Origin of the sequence: Cohnella mopanensis, assembly GCF_022352055.1 — a bacterium.
Taxonomy (GTDB): domain Bacteria; phylum Bacillota; class Bacilli; order Paenibacillales; family Paenibacillaceae; genus Cohnella; species Cohnella mopanensis.
Window position 1 is genome coordinate 412,879 of sequence record NZ_JAKRWM010000004.1, and the last position, 14,125, is coordinate 427,003.

Genomic DNA, 14,125 nt, shown 5'->3' on the forward strand with positions numbered 1-14,125 from the left:
CGGGCTACCGCTCCTTAATGCGAGGCTAATGAACGAGACTTCTCATAAATAGCCAACCGTTGGTAAATCGCTTCGAGCAAAGGAACGGAGCATTGGTAACGACGGGCTAATTCCACGAGATACCCTTGGATGTGCGCGGATTCCGTTGGGAGACCCTGCGTAAGATCCCTTAACATGGACGATGTGCTCCCGGCGGACATTTTGCTAACCATTAACAGCTGTTTCTCGACATAATCGTCATTCAGCGATCCGCCGGCCTGTCTGATGACTTCTGCCGTTTCGTTGAAAACGCGACGGAAGGTGTCCATTCCCCCGGGAGCCTCGCGGATGTCCCCGACGGGGGCTTGGAACAACGTCGTTAAGCCCGATAACACGTTAATAAACGCGTATTTTTCCCACAAATCGCGCTCGATATCCGATTTCTCGGTAAACAGCGGAGCGGTGGACAAGACGGCTCGCACGTTCTCGTATTCATTGTATGTGAAATTGCGATAATTCCCGTATGTAAAAGAATGATAAGGAGCCAGATGGCGAATGGCGCCGTCATCTCCTAATGTGGCTTCGATCCGTGCGACGCCGCCAAGAAGAGGTTGTCCGGGGTAAGAGTCCAGTATTTGTTCCATGTGCTTTATTCCGTTCAAGTAAGGCAAGATGACGGAACGCGGGTGCAAATAAGGCCGAAGCTGAGCGAGCGCTTCGGTTAGCCCGTAGGCTTTGGAGGCTAGTATGGCGAGATCAAACGGTCCTCCGGATTGTCCGCTCGTTAGCAACGGAGGATGACCCCGATAATCGCCGATGGGGCTCTTCACGCAGAGTCCGTTTTCTTCTAACCAACGTTTTCTCCCCTCGCGTACCATTAAAGTGACATCGATCCCCGCCTCTAACATTCGTGCGGCTATGAATCCACCGATTGCTCCCGCCCCAACGATAACTACTTTCATGACCCATTCGCTCCTGTTCTCTCGACTATGTGGTTATCCTCCATCATAACATTAGGAGGCGCAATTAGTAGCCGTCCGATTGTCTCTTCAGCGACAACCTTTCTTATGGAACGATCGTATAATCAGGTAGAAGAGAAAAACGGGAAATGAGGCGGATTAGGTGATCATTTGGATTAACGGCGCATTCGGCTCTGGCAAAACCCAGACGGCGGCTGAGCTACATAGAAGGGTGGTTAACTCTTTCGTCTATGATCCGGAGAACGCGGGTTTTTTTATTCGGAAAAACATCCCTTCGCCCATCCGCCATGATGATTTTCAAGATGATCCCTTATGGCGCGAGTTTAACTATTCGATGATTAGACGTCTTGATCGCGAGTATGAAGGGGTGACTATTGTACCTATGACGGTGGTCAATCCTCTCTACTTCGAAGAGATTGTAGGGAGGCTTCGCGCAGAAGGAGTGACGATTCATCATTTTGCTTTATGCGCATCCAAGGAAACGATAAGAAAACGCTTGAGAAGCCGGGGGGAAGGGCGCGGTTCGTGGGCTTTCCGGCAAGTAGACAGATGCAACGAAGGGTTGTCGGCAGAAGCGTTCAAGCATCATGTCGATACGGAAAACAAAACGGTTTCGGATAATGTTGAGCTTATCGCATCTTTATGCGGTATCGAGCTGCTGCCGGATAATAGAGGCAAGGCGAGGAAGGCAGTTGACCGTTGGGTGACTCAGGTCAAGCAAATCCGGTTTTTAGGATAAGAGCGGACGTATCGCACGATCATTACTTTTGGCCATGCCGGAATATGACGATAGTCACTAACGGAAGTTCACTATTTCCCTTATGCTAAATATATCCCAAACACGAGGTGAACCATAATGGATTATTCAGTATATTCGATAGCAATATTGGTGGCGGCATTGGTTATATGGCGTAGAGCTCGCGGAATGTACCGGCCTATTCGCGGGAACGGAACCCGCCTGATCCTGCCGATGCTGTTCCTGGCTCCCAGCCTGCTCTTAATCTTCGGAGCGAAGGCGCATGCTCCTGCGTGGGAGTGGGGTTCGGCGCTTGCGATCGGATGCCTCCTATCCTTGCCTCTTATTATCACGACCAATTTTGAGCGTCGCGACGACCAGCAAATATACGCAGTGAAAAATATGGGGTTCTTTGTTTCATTCCTAGCAGTGCTTGTTATCCGCTTTCTGCTTCGAGATTATTTGAGCGGACTGGATCAAGAAACAATGGCTGCATTGTTCATGACGTTATTAGTCGGTTATGTCGTTCCGTGGAGAGTCGTATCTTATCTTAAGTTTCGCAAGTTATATTTAAGCGGATCGGGTGGAATGAATCTTACCTCGAAATAAGAGCCCATAACAGGACCCTCTTTCATATCGATACATGAAGCCTTCCGTCGAGGGTTTCATGTTTTTTTTGTTCTGTACGTTTGAGGGAATCGAGACCAACAAATATGTGGAATACGACACATGCCACTCGCGCCATCAGCCTCGCCTTCGAGCCAGCTTTCGTTCTACAAATCCATATGGAAAAGAGGAATTCGAGGAAAAATGTTGAAACTTGTCAATACGCATAATTTCTTATACCTTCTTACAGAAGGCGGGGGGGCATCATGGTTCAAGGTAAGCGTATAGGCGTGATCGCACCTCACTTGGACGGGGAGTATTACGGACGGATTTTGCCTCATATTTTCGACGCGGTTAGGGAGAGGCAGGCGGAGTTAGTCGCCATACAGGTAGCGGATGAATACCTAGGGATTACATCCTTGGAAGAACCGATAGCTTTCGAACTCGTCGATGCGTGGATATTAATATTGCCTTCTGCAAGCGCTTCTTTTCTGGAACTGCTAGGTAGAAGCGAGAAACCCTTCGTATGCGTAGGGTTTCAGTCTCCTCATGCGCACGGGCAATCAGTTCTCGTTAACAATCGCGAAAGCATGAAGTCCGCAGTCGAGCATCTTGCCGATCACGGCCATAAGGAAATTGCTTTCATCGGTAACTTGGATCAATACGATTTGCACGAACGTTATTTGGGTTATCGCGATGCTCTAGAACAAAGGGGATTGCCCTTCGACGAGCGGAGAGTTATCAAGACGAATGATAACTTGGTAAATGGGGGCATTCAAGCTGCGAAGAAGTTGCTGCAAAACGAGATCATCTTCTCGGCCATAGTTGCGGGAACGGATTTGAACGCTCTCGGGGCGATTGACCATCTGCAAATCAAAGGATATTCTATCCCGCGGGATTATGCCGTAGTTGGCTACGACGATATTCATCAAGCTGCGGTAAGTTATCCATCGTTGACAACGGTTCGACAGCCTTTCGAGGGTATGGCCCGAGATGCCGTTCGCAGGGTGTTCGATATGTTGGAAAAGCAGACGCTAGAGGAAGACGAGCCTTTCGTGACCGCGGAGTTTGTCGTCAGATCTTCCTGCGGCTGCAGCGAGAGATTGCAATTCAAGACAGCCGACGATTTCGATCATTATTTGCGAAGCCTTTCCGAATTGCGGGCTTCTTTACATAACGTTACCGTAAATAATTACAAAATGACCCGTGGCTTAATTATCGCTACCAAAGAAGAGAAGATTCATATTTCCAATCTGTTCTGGAACCTGCTGCATTGGGGCTGCTTGGCTTTGTGGGAAGAAACTTCGGACGGCCAGAGGCATCTTGTCGTACGCCAAGTGTTCAGTAAGAACGGGGACGCCGTGCCCCCCGAAGGGGCAAAATATCAACTTCAGAACTTTCCGCCGATCGAATATCTCCCGCCTGGAACCCGGCCTGGCGGAGAGGATATCGTCATTCTGCACCCCGTTAAGTCGGAGCTGCAAAATTGGGGATACATTGCGCTTGCCGGGCCGCTTGATCCTTTGAATAATTTCGTGGCGAACGACCTGTCCCGCCATAGCTTTACGATTCTGGCCGTTGCGCTGGAGAGGCAACTGCTGTTCCAGCAGGTGCGCTCGATTGCCGAGAAGCTGGAGATCGTCTCCAGAACTACGAATGACGGCATATGGGATTGGGAGCTAGAGACGAATAAAATTGAATGGAATATTCGCGCCCACAAAATACTGAGCAGATCTACCGCGGAATTAACGAAAGATTCCAGATCATTCCTGCGCCTTGTCCATCCGGAGGATCGGAGACTAGTCATCTCCGCGTTCTCTCTTCCTTATCGGAAAGATCAACCGATACAATTGGAATTTCGGATCTGCGATCGCGAAGGCCAATTCATCTGGGTTTTCCTGGCGGGGGATATCGTATGGGATGGCGAAGGAGAGGCGACTCGGATTATCGGGTCGTTGACCGATATTACGGAGAAGAAAGCGAACGAGGCTAGAATTACTCAGCTTGCGTATCAGGATGCGTTAACCGGACTGCCTAACCGTCTCTTATTCAAAGAGCGATTGCAGGCTGCGATGGAAGAACGCTTACGAGACGGGAAGAAGCTTGCCGTTATGATGATCGATCTGGATCGCTTCAAGATCGTCAACGATACGTTAGGCCACCAGACGGGAGATTTACTGCTGCAGCACGCGGCGCATGCGATGCAAGAATGCGTTGGGGAGCAGGGGGTCATTGCGCGTCTAGGCGGAGATGAGTTCATTGTCTTGTTATCTCCGATCGAAGGAGTAGAAGAAGTTAAGCGAGTGGCCGATCGGATGCTTCGGTTGCTGATGAAGCCTTTTCTCCTGGAAGATCGGGAATTTTACTTGTCCGCAAGCATCGGAGCGTGCATCTATCCGTGTGACGGAACGGACGTTGATTCTTTGATTAGATTTGCGGATATCGCAATGTACCACACGAAGGAAAACGGCGGCAACCGCCTAGAAATTTATACTCCGGCGCTAAGCTCGAAGCAGGTGGAACGATTTAATATGGAAAATGGATTGAGATACGCATTGGAACGGAACGAGCTCACGCTTAATTTTCAGCCGCAAGTCTCTCTCTCTACAGGGAAAGTGTACGGAGCGGAGACGTTGCTCAGATGGAATACTCCGGATGGCCAGACGATTCAGCCGGATGAGTTCATACCGCTGGCGGAGGAAACCGGTCTCATTATCCCGATCGGACAGTGGGTTCTAGAGCAGGCTTGTTTGGAATGCAGGAGATGGATTCATGCTGGGATGCCCTCATTGGTTATCTCGGTGAATATTTCCGCTTTGCAATTCCAACAGGATAACTTCCCCGAGCTGGTACGCAGGGTTCTTAATGAAACGGGAATCGAGCCGTACAACTTGTGCTTGGAAATTACGGAGCATACGGCAGTGCAGAATATGGAGCATAGCATCCGTATGCTAGGAGAGCTTGTGGATATCGGCGTCAAAATCGCGATAGACGATTTCGGCATCGGTCAATCCTCGCTGCTATGGCTAAAGAAACTGCCCGTCCATATCGTCAAGATCGACCCCTCTTTCATCTTGAATATGATCGAAGACTCCGATGACGATGCGATTGCCAAGGCCGTCATTGAAATGTCTCATAGCCTAGGCCTATCCGTTACGGCGGAAGGGGTAGAGACGGAGGAGCAACTTCAGCGTCTGCAACAGCTACGGTGCGACCGGATTCAAGGTTTCTTCACGGGTCGCCCGATGACGTCGGATCAATTCATTGCCTACTTCTTGGAAATCTCGAGTTGGATGGATGATTGAATGGGAAATAGGCGTATTTCACTTGAAGAGAAGTCGATTAGACTTCTCTTTTTCTATGCTTCAACATCTGAGGGATTCCGAATGCTTACACTTCAGTCTTGTTCACTCTCGTATAGTGAGGCTATCGCTTTGCTTTCCGCGTAAATGGCCGTCCGCAGTTGGTCGGGGGCAATGGCCTGAGCGAATCTGCCGAATCCTAGCATAATATCGCGCGCAGACTCCAATGTCTGGAATTCTACCTCGGCTTTCACCCAAGCGCCTTGTTCCTCGGATTGGTTTACGATTTTTACGTATTTGGTTTGAACGAATTTGCTCCAGCTCACAGATGCGATCCGTACTTGTGCGGGATATCGGGGGAGGCCGGATCTGAATCGGGCGGTCGATTGCTCCCAGAAGTCGGCAAGATCGAAGTTGTCCGGGCGGTCGAACGCTTCCTCGAGCCTATCGACGCGTTGTAAGCGGGAAATCCGGTAGGTGCGAATTTCCTCGTCCGTTTGGGCGATCATATACCAAATGCTTTGTTTGGCGACAAGGCCAAGCGGGCAGACAACTCTCTCTGTAGCCGTTGCGGAATCCCAGCTGAGATAGGTTATCCGTATTTTCCGCTGCGCCCATAGGGATTCCTGGACCGTATGCAATTGCGAAAGGCCGGAAGGTGCCGAAGGGTGCCAGCCTGCGCCATCGATATGGATGCGTTCGCGGACATATTCCGCATCCATTCGGGCCGTTGCTGGGAGCGCTGATAAGAGCTTGCGAAATGCCGTCCGAGCTTGGTCATTCAGCCCCAAATCCCGCACGATGCTGGATGAATGCAGCAGCATAAGGGAGCGGATCTCTTCGATTGTCATTCCCGTAATTTGATTGCGGTAGCCTTCGGACAACGTCCATCCGCCTTTCGATCCGCGCTCTGCGTACACGGGAATGCCGGCCGTACCTAATGCTTCCATATCGCGGTGAATGGTACGTTCCGATACTTCAAGGTGGTTGGCGAGCTCTCTTGAAGATAATCGGCCGTAAGTTTGCAGTAAGGAAAGGATCATAAGCAAACGGTCCGCTCTCATGTTCCTCACCACCCCTTAGAAATAATCTTCTCATCCAGTATATCATCTATATATGACAGGAGTTGTCATCTATCGGGATTAAGATAGAGAAGTAATGGATAACAAGATTACTGTTTCATAGACAAAAAGGAGTGAGGGATGAAATGAAGCCATTAGAGGGTAAAGTAGCGCTTGTTGCCGGGGCGACTAGAGGCGCGGGAAGAGCGATCGCGATGATGCTTGGGGCAGCTGGCGCAACGGTGTACGTGACCGGGCGCAGCGTAAGAGGCGCTCCCTCGGATATCGGCCGCAAGGAGACGATCGAGGACACGGCGGAATTAGTGACGGAGCAAGGCGGAAGAGGAATTCCCGTACAAGTCGACCATACCGAGGTATCCCAGGTTAAGGCGCTGTTCGAGACGGTGCGGCAATCTCCGGAGGGGGGATTGGATATACTCGTTAACGATATCTGGGGCGGGGAGAAGCTGACGGAATGGGGGACTCCCTTCTGGGGGGGCTCATTGGATAATGCGCTCCTCATGCAGCGTCGGGCGGTACACTCCCATATGATTACGAGTTACTACGCGATACCGCTTCTCTTGGGGAGGGGGCAGGGTCTAGTTGTAGAGGTGACGGACGGCTACGACTACCGTTACCGTGGCAACTTGCCGTATAGCCTAACGAAGGTGTCGGCCATTCATCTGGCGGAGGCGCTTGCGGCAGAGCTTCGACCGCACGGTATTGCGGCAATATCCGTAACTCCGGGTTTCCTGCGGTCGGAGGAAATGCTGGACTACTTCGGAGTTGCGGAGAGTAATTGGCGTGATGCCGCGAAGCAGGAGCCGCACTTCCTGCAATCGGAGACGCCGTTCTATCTCGGACGGGGCTTGGCTGCGCTGGCTTCGGATCCAGATCTGATGGGCAAATCCGGGAAAGCGTTCACTTCTTGGGGGCTCTCGGACGAATACGGAATCGTCGATGTGGACGGCAGTCGTCCTCATTGGGGGCGCTATGCCGCCGAGCAGGGCTTGTAATAACGGGATGAACATCGCTTATTCCGGGTGGTTGCGCGTTTCCTCTCCAACCGAGTAAGGGGTCAAGATCCCTTCATACATCAGATGCATGGACATTCCTACGGCTGCATGCGTCAGATTGTGGCAATGGTCCATCCATATTCCGGGGTTATCGGCTATGAAGCCGACTTCATAAGTTTCTCCTGGCTGGACGTCGAGCGTATCGGAGTACCAGGGGGTGCCGGTGGAAGGCTCGCCGTTGCGGGACAATACGAGCATGTGGTGACCATGGAGGTGCATCGGATGATCGACTGTACCGCGGTTGTAGATGGTCGTTTTTACAAGATCGCCCTCTTGGACCATGAACATGGGTGTTTCGGGGAACACCTCGCCGTTTATCGTATAGAGGAATCCAAATTGGCCGTTATAGAAGCTTAGTTTGTTATCTAGGATTAATTCGAATTCCCGGTCGAAGTCGCTGTGTATATCGAAGGGAGTGGCGGTTGGCGTCCCGTACGCGAGAGGGTCGAAATCTTCATTGTCGGGGATGTCGGGAATATTTCCCGATCCGTCACGGCTTAAGAGGATACCAAGCTTCTTGCTGCCGCCTACGCTAAGGAAGACGGGATGATCGGGCATGAGGAACGTGAGATCGGCTCTGCCTCCGGTCGTTAAGGTAATCGAGGTGGTCTGTAGCTCATCAGATTCATGTAAGTCCGTCCCGTCAATGGCCGTCACTTGGAATGGCGTATCGACCAATACATATTTTTGCCGCACCCAATCTTGAGTATTAATGAGCCGGAGGCGAACGGGCGTGCCGGGAATCACTTGCTTACGCTGGACTCCGCTATGGTCCCCGATGGACATTCCTGCTCCATCCCAGACGTGCGTAATGACCGTAATATCTTCCTCGGAAGACTGCTCCGCTATCGAATCAGGCTCTACAATCAACGTACCGAATAACCCCTTATCCACCGCTTCTTGCGATACTTGGTGAGAATGATACCAGAACGTTCCCGTCTGCTCGGCAACGAACCGATAGACGTGCTGTTCACCCGGGAAGATTGCATCCTGTGTCGCTCCGGCGACCCCGTCCTCGGCATTGGGGACGACGAGACCATGCCAATGGATTGTAACGCCATCATCGATATCTTTGTTGATCAACGTTACTTCGACCAATTCCCCTTTTTTCATTCTCAGCTCGGGTCCGGGAATTTGCTCGTTGAAGGTCCAGGCGTCGACTTTCTCGCCGGAACTTAACGTAACGGTCATCTTCGCTGCGGACAACGTGAACTGACGGTCCGGCATTCTATCCCGCGGTCCGGTAAGCGCGGCGACGGATAAGCTTGCCCTTGCGTCGTCGTGTATAAATTCCGTTCCCCCGCCGAAATCCATCGGCCCCTCCGTCATGCTGATTTGTTTAGGAAGCTTGCTGCTCTGGTACTCGACGACGAGATAAAGCGATGTTACCCCTGCCGCGACGAAGAAAATGCCCAAACCTCTAAGGAATCTTCTTCGGGGATTGAGGGGGAAAGTTGCATCCGCGAGGTTTATTTGGACATAACGGCGGTTATGTACGAACCAGACGCCTGCAGATGCGGCAAGCCAAATCAGAATAGGGACGATCGCATTCGTCAATTCGAGAGGAACGGGCGTTACGAGCAAATAGTAGAAAATCGTCGCAGCCCCGAGTGCCGAAGCCTGATAAGGAACGATGATCATCGGGTGCGCCGCTTGCTTGCGAATGTCCGGAGGAAGAGGTGCGCCAGTCGTCCCTCGCGTTTTTTTCCATAGCTTCAGAAGCCTTGGTATCGTTAAAAGCCATATGGCTAGTAAAGGTACGGCTGCTAAGGGAATATGAAGCAGAATGCGATCCTCCCAAAATACGGGGTCCATCGATACCGTCATACTGAGCGAAGCGACAATCATAGCCGTAGCCGGGAGAGTGACGTAACATCCCCAAACGATCAGCTTACGGGTTTTGCGGTTCAGTCTTTCCGCAGAACCTCCGTATAGTAGCCGAGAAGCTTTACTACCTGCTATCCAGGAAACAATAATCAAGAATAATACGCTTGCGTAGATGATGCCGGTAACGATTGCAAACAAAGGGATAACCTCCTTGGTTATGTCCGTAACCCACTTATCTTGTTCTCCTATTATCCTACCTCCCTCACCATATTCCGGTAACCGCCTCAGGTTTGGAAATAAACCCCGACTAAAGTTGGAGAAGACCCTCGCTTGGCGAGCGGGTCGAAGCTTGATCCATTCGCTACGAAATACACCGCAAGTCTCGTAGTGAACGAGATTTACGGTGTGAAGGCTAGTCTATCCTTTATTGTTGTTGCTCGATTTTGATATTTCCGCTATCGGCTTTGACCCTTACGTAATCGGTCGTTTGCCGCTTCGGTTCAGGGGCTTTGATGTTCCCGGAATCTACTTTCAGGTCATAGTATCCTGCGAAGCTGGAAGGAACCTGAACATAGACGTTGCCCGAGTCCGCGGAAATATCCGTGTTCGCCGAATCTAGTTTATACAATTTAATGCTGCCTGAATCTACGGATAAGTTGCTTGGCCCGGTCATGTTCTCCAGCCGGATGTTGCCGGAGTCGGCGGAAGCCGTAACATTGGCGGTTACGCCGTTCCCTTTGATATTTCCCGAATCGATATCCAGAACAAGCTTGTCGCTCTTGAAGTTGCTGAGGGTAATATTACCGGAGTCCGCAGATAAATCCGCTTCGGAAATTCGGATCAATGCCGCGTCCGTAACGTCGATATTTCCGGAATCCAGCTCGATCTTCAACGATTCGAGAAGGGCATCATCCGTTAGGGAAATCGTCAGCTCTTCCTTGACGTTATCGAAGCTGAAATCTAAAAAACTAATGTATTTTTGGGGTTTGCGTCTTAAATCGATGTTGAGGCTCTGATTATCGATCTCGGATGATTCCAAGTGGGCGATCATCTTTTCCGTTCCCTGGCCATTAAGCTGTATTGAATTCCGGCCATCACTGCTTTTCGCGAACTTAACTTTCACATCGTAGTCGCTTACGATATGCAGTTGGCGTAGTTCGGTTGCGGAGAAATCCCATTTTTTCTGCAACGCCAGCATGTTCTTGTCTTGCGTGCTCCAGTCGCTGCTAAGCGCGCCCACGCCTCCGATTATGATTAAGCAGATCGCGGCTAAGTACCACAATTTTCTCATGCTTACGATCTTCCTTTCCATGTTTTGTTATTCCATTTGAAGTATTTTACTGTCATTAGGAGGAGTCCCTTGAAGAGCAACTGTGCCAATGCGGCTAGAAGCATGCCTGCTCCGACCATACCGATCGAAATAAAGAGCTTAAAGTTCGTGTAGCCTCCGTACAGAACTCCTTCCAAGACCAGCATGACCGGCGATAACACGCCTGCGATCGCACTAGCGCATACCGCGACAAATGCAGCCCACAATGTAAGGAAAACAGGAAGTGCGAACAGGTTTAGGAAGAAAAGCACAATCGAAACACCGATAGTCCGTGCAGTATCATGCTGGGGTGCAACCCAAGGAGGGGGCGGCAGAAAATCAGGTCCGACGATTTCCCTGGCTAACACCAGCGGATCGCCGAGCTCTCTAGCGATTTCGACCTCCGTTTTGCCATGTTGCTGGCCGTAAATAAAATGCGCTTCATAATCTCGCAACAATTCGTTCCGCTCTTCCTCGGGCAACGCAGCGAGGTAATGATGTAATGTTGCGATAAACTCTTGTTTATTCATGGAATATTCTCCCTTTCCTTTCGTTCATTTTAACCTTGCTTCCGTTTGCCCCGTAACCGACGGGAGTTAACCTCTATCCCCGACTTTAGACGGGGAAGCTCGTGTGAACGAGGCTAGGAGTGGCTTTGAAACTCGCCTTGCTCGATCAAGTTGGATACATTTTGCACGAAGGCGTTCCAGGCGACGATTAATTCTTTGGAGTATAACGCTCCTTGCTCGGTTAGCTTGTAGTACTTCCTCGGAGGGCCTTCACTAGATTCCTGCAGGTAGGTGGTGCAATACCCGTCTTTAACTAATCTGCGAAGAAGGGGGTAGAGGGCTCCTTCGGCAACTTCGATATGTTGCGATACCGCTTCGGCAAGCTCATAGCCGTAACGGTCGTTCTTCTCGATAAGCACGAGTACGCAGAGCTCCAGTACGCCTTTTTTGAATTGGGTGTTAATGTCCACGATCCGTTCCTCCGTTCTCTGATTGTTCCGTATCTATACTCAGTACTGAATAATGAACAATAGCTGTGTGGCTATACATTAACACGCAGTACTGATTAATGCAAGGTACCGAATCGAACAATCGCAAAAGCAGGACAAATGCCCTGTTTTATCAAACTTGTTAAACGGTTTAAGGTTATCTTAAGAAACGGCAATCCCTTCATATGGTACAATATGTAAAACCTTGGAATGCCTCTCGTGAAAAAAGGGGGTTGAAGAGAGTACATAGGGCATAAAACAATGATTACAATTCTATGAGTATGAGGATGTGTGTAAATGCGTACTACTAATAAGTTCGTTATCGTTATCATAACGGTGATCCTGATTGCAGGCGTGCTTGCCGGGTGCAGCGGCGGGGGTAATGAAACGAAGGAAAATACCAAAACCTCTATTAAAGTCATGCACTACGACGAGAGAAGTTTCTATCAGCAGTATGGGATGCTATTCTCCGCGCTGTATCCTAATATCGAAATTCAAGTCGTTTCCACGCAGAGCGTTACCTACGAAGAGGGCAAAGACATGCAGAAAGCGATGAAGGATTTCATCGCCCAAGAGAAACCGGACGTTCTCATGCTCAGCGCGACCGAATACGCGACAATGGCGAGCGAAGGTAAATTGTACAACCTGGAATCCTTCATCAAGAAAGACAAATATGATCTTGAGGGCTTCGCTCCGGGAATTATCGATTATATTAAGCAACAAAGCGATGGAATCCTATACGGATTGTCGCCGGATTTTTACAGTCAAGCGATCTATTACAACAAGGATTTGTTCACCAAGTATGGCGTTACGTTTCCGGAAGATCGGATGAGCTGGGAGAAGGTGCTGCAGCTCGCGGCCAGATTCCCGACGACGGGCTCGAAGGACGAGCGCGTATACGGTTTGAAAGCGGGTTATCAATCCAATCTCTATCAGCTCGGAATGATGATAGGCTCTTCTCAGGGTTTAACGTATGTTAACCCGACGGCGAAGACATTAATGATCAATTCGGATTCTTGGAAAGCGGCTTTCGAGACGGCGAATATGGCGCTTAAATCCGGGTCTTTATACAGTGAGGATCCAAATCAGATGAACGGAGGAGCGAGCTCCTACGAAGATTATCTTCTGAGAGATCCGTTCATCGGCGGTAGGACCGCGATGGTCATAGATGGTACTTACCTTATGACGCAGCTTAAGGAAGCTAAGAATATTCTGAAAGATAAAGGAAAAGGCATTCAAAACTGGGACGTTGTTACGGTGCCGGTTAATCCTCAGAGCCCGGATGAGAGTACCAGCATGTCGGTCAATCAAATCTTCGCAATCGATGCGAATTCTGCAAACGCCGAAGCGGCTTGGAAGTTCGTGAGCTATATTAACGGCGATGATTTCGCAAGGGTGACTTCGAAGCTGCAGAACGGCAGTTTCTCGACGAGGACTCAGCATATCGATAAGGGCGACGGGATTCATATGGAAGCCTTCTACAGTTTGAAGCCAGCCCAGAACAATATGTACAAGGATTACGATAAGTTACCGCAGCAATTCTATATGCAATTCGATGGATTGACCCAGCAAGAGTTCCAGAATGTGACGGACGGAAAAGCGACGATATCGGAAGCGCTCGATAATCTGCAAGCCAAAGGCCAAAAGATGCTCACGGAAGAAAGCGAAAAAGAAGCTAAGGCCAAAGCAAGCTCTGGGGAAGCTTCTCCGTCTCCGTCTGCGGAGTCATCCGCGTCGAGCGATGGGGCGTCAGTATCCGAAAGCTCTGCGGAACAGTGATTTCTCTGTCGTGAGGCGGAACCGGATGTGATGTATTCGCCTATTTTTGTCGAACATGTGAATTGTGACTTTAATTTGTCACAGGTCTGTGCTAAAATGTTCACATATAGCGCTTTCACGGAAGGGGTAATGCCTCATGAAAAATAAAGAAATGTCACGGATGCTGAAGTGGGTTGCGATGATCGTTCTTGGTGTCGGCGTTCTATGCTGCCTTATGAACCTCGCGCAATTTAATGACCGTAACCTCGGATTGATGGTTGGAATCGGTTTTCTGATCGGGGGAAGCCAGATTATGCTATTCGGCGTAATCGCACCTCTTATGCAGAGGAATCAAGATTCCTCCCCGGTGGCTCCGGCAACTACGGAAGAGCTGGCCTAAAGGATGTAAGTTGAAAACCGCCCTCGGAACGTTTTGTTCCGTTGGGCGGTTTTTTCTCGTTGTTGGACAAAATTTTGGCCTGTAGTCCGGTAAA

The 14,125-nt window shown here is 50.1% G+C and carries 12 protein-coding genes; 6 read left to right on the forward strand and 6 right to left on the reverse strand.

Annotated features, from left to right (window positions below):
- Positions 1-14: 14 nt before the first annotated feature.
- Positions 15-941 (reverse strand): ketopantoate reductase family protein, encoded by a 927-nt coding sequence (locus L3D05_RS09235; RefSeq protein ID WP_239615742.1) that lies wholly within the window; start codon positions 939-941, stop codon positions 15-17.
- 160 nt (positions 942-1,101) lie between these two features.
- On the opposite strand from L3D05_RS09235, the gene L3D05_RS09240 reads away from it, so the two are divergent.
- From L3D05_RS09240 to L3D05_RS09250, 3 genes are all read left to right on the forward strand, one after another.
- Positions 1,102-1,698, forward strand: coding sequence for an AAA family ATPase (locus tag L3D05_RS09240; RefSeq protein ID WP_239615743.1), 597 nt, complete (start codon positions 1,102-1,104; stop codon positions 1,696-1,698).
- Positions 1,699-1,815: 117 nt separating this feature from the next.
- Complete coding sequence (locus tag L3D05_RS09245) at positions 1,816-2,304, forward strand: cytochrome c biogenesis protein CcdC (protein ID WP_239615744.1); 489 nt, start codon at positions 1,816-1,818, stop codon at positions 2,302-2,304.
- A gap of 263 nt (positions 2,305-2,567) precedes the next feature.
- Entirely contained in the window at positions 2,568-5,606 is a 3,039-nt protein-coding gene (locus L3D05_RS09250) for an EAL domain-containing protein (RefSeq protein WP_239615745.1), read from the forward strand.
- A gap of 92 nt (positions 5,607-5,698) precedes the next feature.
- On the opposite strand, the gene L3D05_RS09255 is transcribed toward L3D05_RS09250, so the two are convergent.
- Entirely contained in the window at positions 5,699-6,667 is a 969-nt protein-coding gene (locus L3D05_RS09255) for a helix-turn-helix transcriptional regulator (protein WP_239615746.1), read from the reverse strand.
- 143 nt (positions 6,668-6,810) lie between these two features.
- Between L3D05_RS09255 and L3D05_RS09260 the strand changes: the two genes are divergently transcribed.
- Positions 6,811-7,680: an SDR family oxidoreductase gene (locus L3D05_RS09260; RefSeq protein ID WP_239615747.1), complete on the forward strand. Its 870-nt coding sequence runs from the start codon at positions 6,811-6,813 to the stop codon at positions 7,678-7,680.
- A gap of 18 nt (positions 7,681-7,698) precedes the next feature.
- Here L3D05_RS09260 and L3D05_RS09265 read toward each other — a convergent pair whose 3' ends face one another.
- The 4 genes from L3D05_RS09265 to L3D05_RS09280 form a co-directional block, all read right to left on the reverse strand.
- Entirely contained in the window at positions 7,699-9,765 is a 2,067-nt protein-coding gene (locus L3D05_RS09265; protein WP_239615748.1) for a multicopper oxidase family protein, read from the reverse strand.
- Positions 9,766-9,991: 226 nt separating this feature from the next.
- Positions 9,992-10,858 (reverse strand): DUF4097 family beta strand repeat-containing protein, encoded by an 867-nt coding sequence (locus L3D05_RS09270; RefSeq protein WP_239615749.1) that lies wholly within the window; start codon positions 10,856-10,858, stop codon positions 9,992-9,994.
- A gap of 2 nt (positions 10,859-10,860) precedes the next feature.
- A complete protein-coding gene (locus L3D05_RS09275) occupies positions 10,861-11,406 on the reverse strand; it encodes an HAAS signaling domain-containing protein (protein WP_239615750.1) in 546 nt (181 codons plus the stop codon).
- Between the two features lie 113 nt (positions 11,407-11,519).
- Entirely contained in the window at positions 11,520-11,855 is a 336-nt protein-coding gene (locus L3D05_RS09280) for a PadR family transcriptional regulator (protein ID WP_239615751.1), read from the reverse strand.
- Positions 11,856-12,170: 315 nt separating this feature from the next.
- On the opposite strand from L3D05_RS09280, the gene L3D05_RS09285 reads away from it, so the two are divergent.
- Together L3D05_RS09285 and L3D05_RS09290 are read left to right on the forward strand one after the other, a co-directional pair.
- Positions 12,171-13,652 (forward strand): ABC transporter substrate-binding protein, encoded by a 1,482-nt coding sequence (locus tag L3D05_RS09285; protein ID WP_239615752.1) that lies wholly within the window; start codon positions 12,171-12,173, stop codon positions 13,650-13,652.
- 136 nt (positions 13,653-13,788) lie between these two features.
- Positions 13,789-14,031, forward strand: a complete 243-nt coding sequence (locus L3D05_RS09290) for a hypothetical protein (protein WP_239615753.1) — start codon at positions 13,789-13,791, stop codon at positions 14,029-14,031.
- Positions 14,032-14,125: the final 94 nt, after the last annotated feature.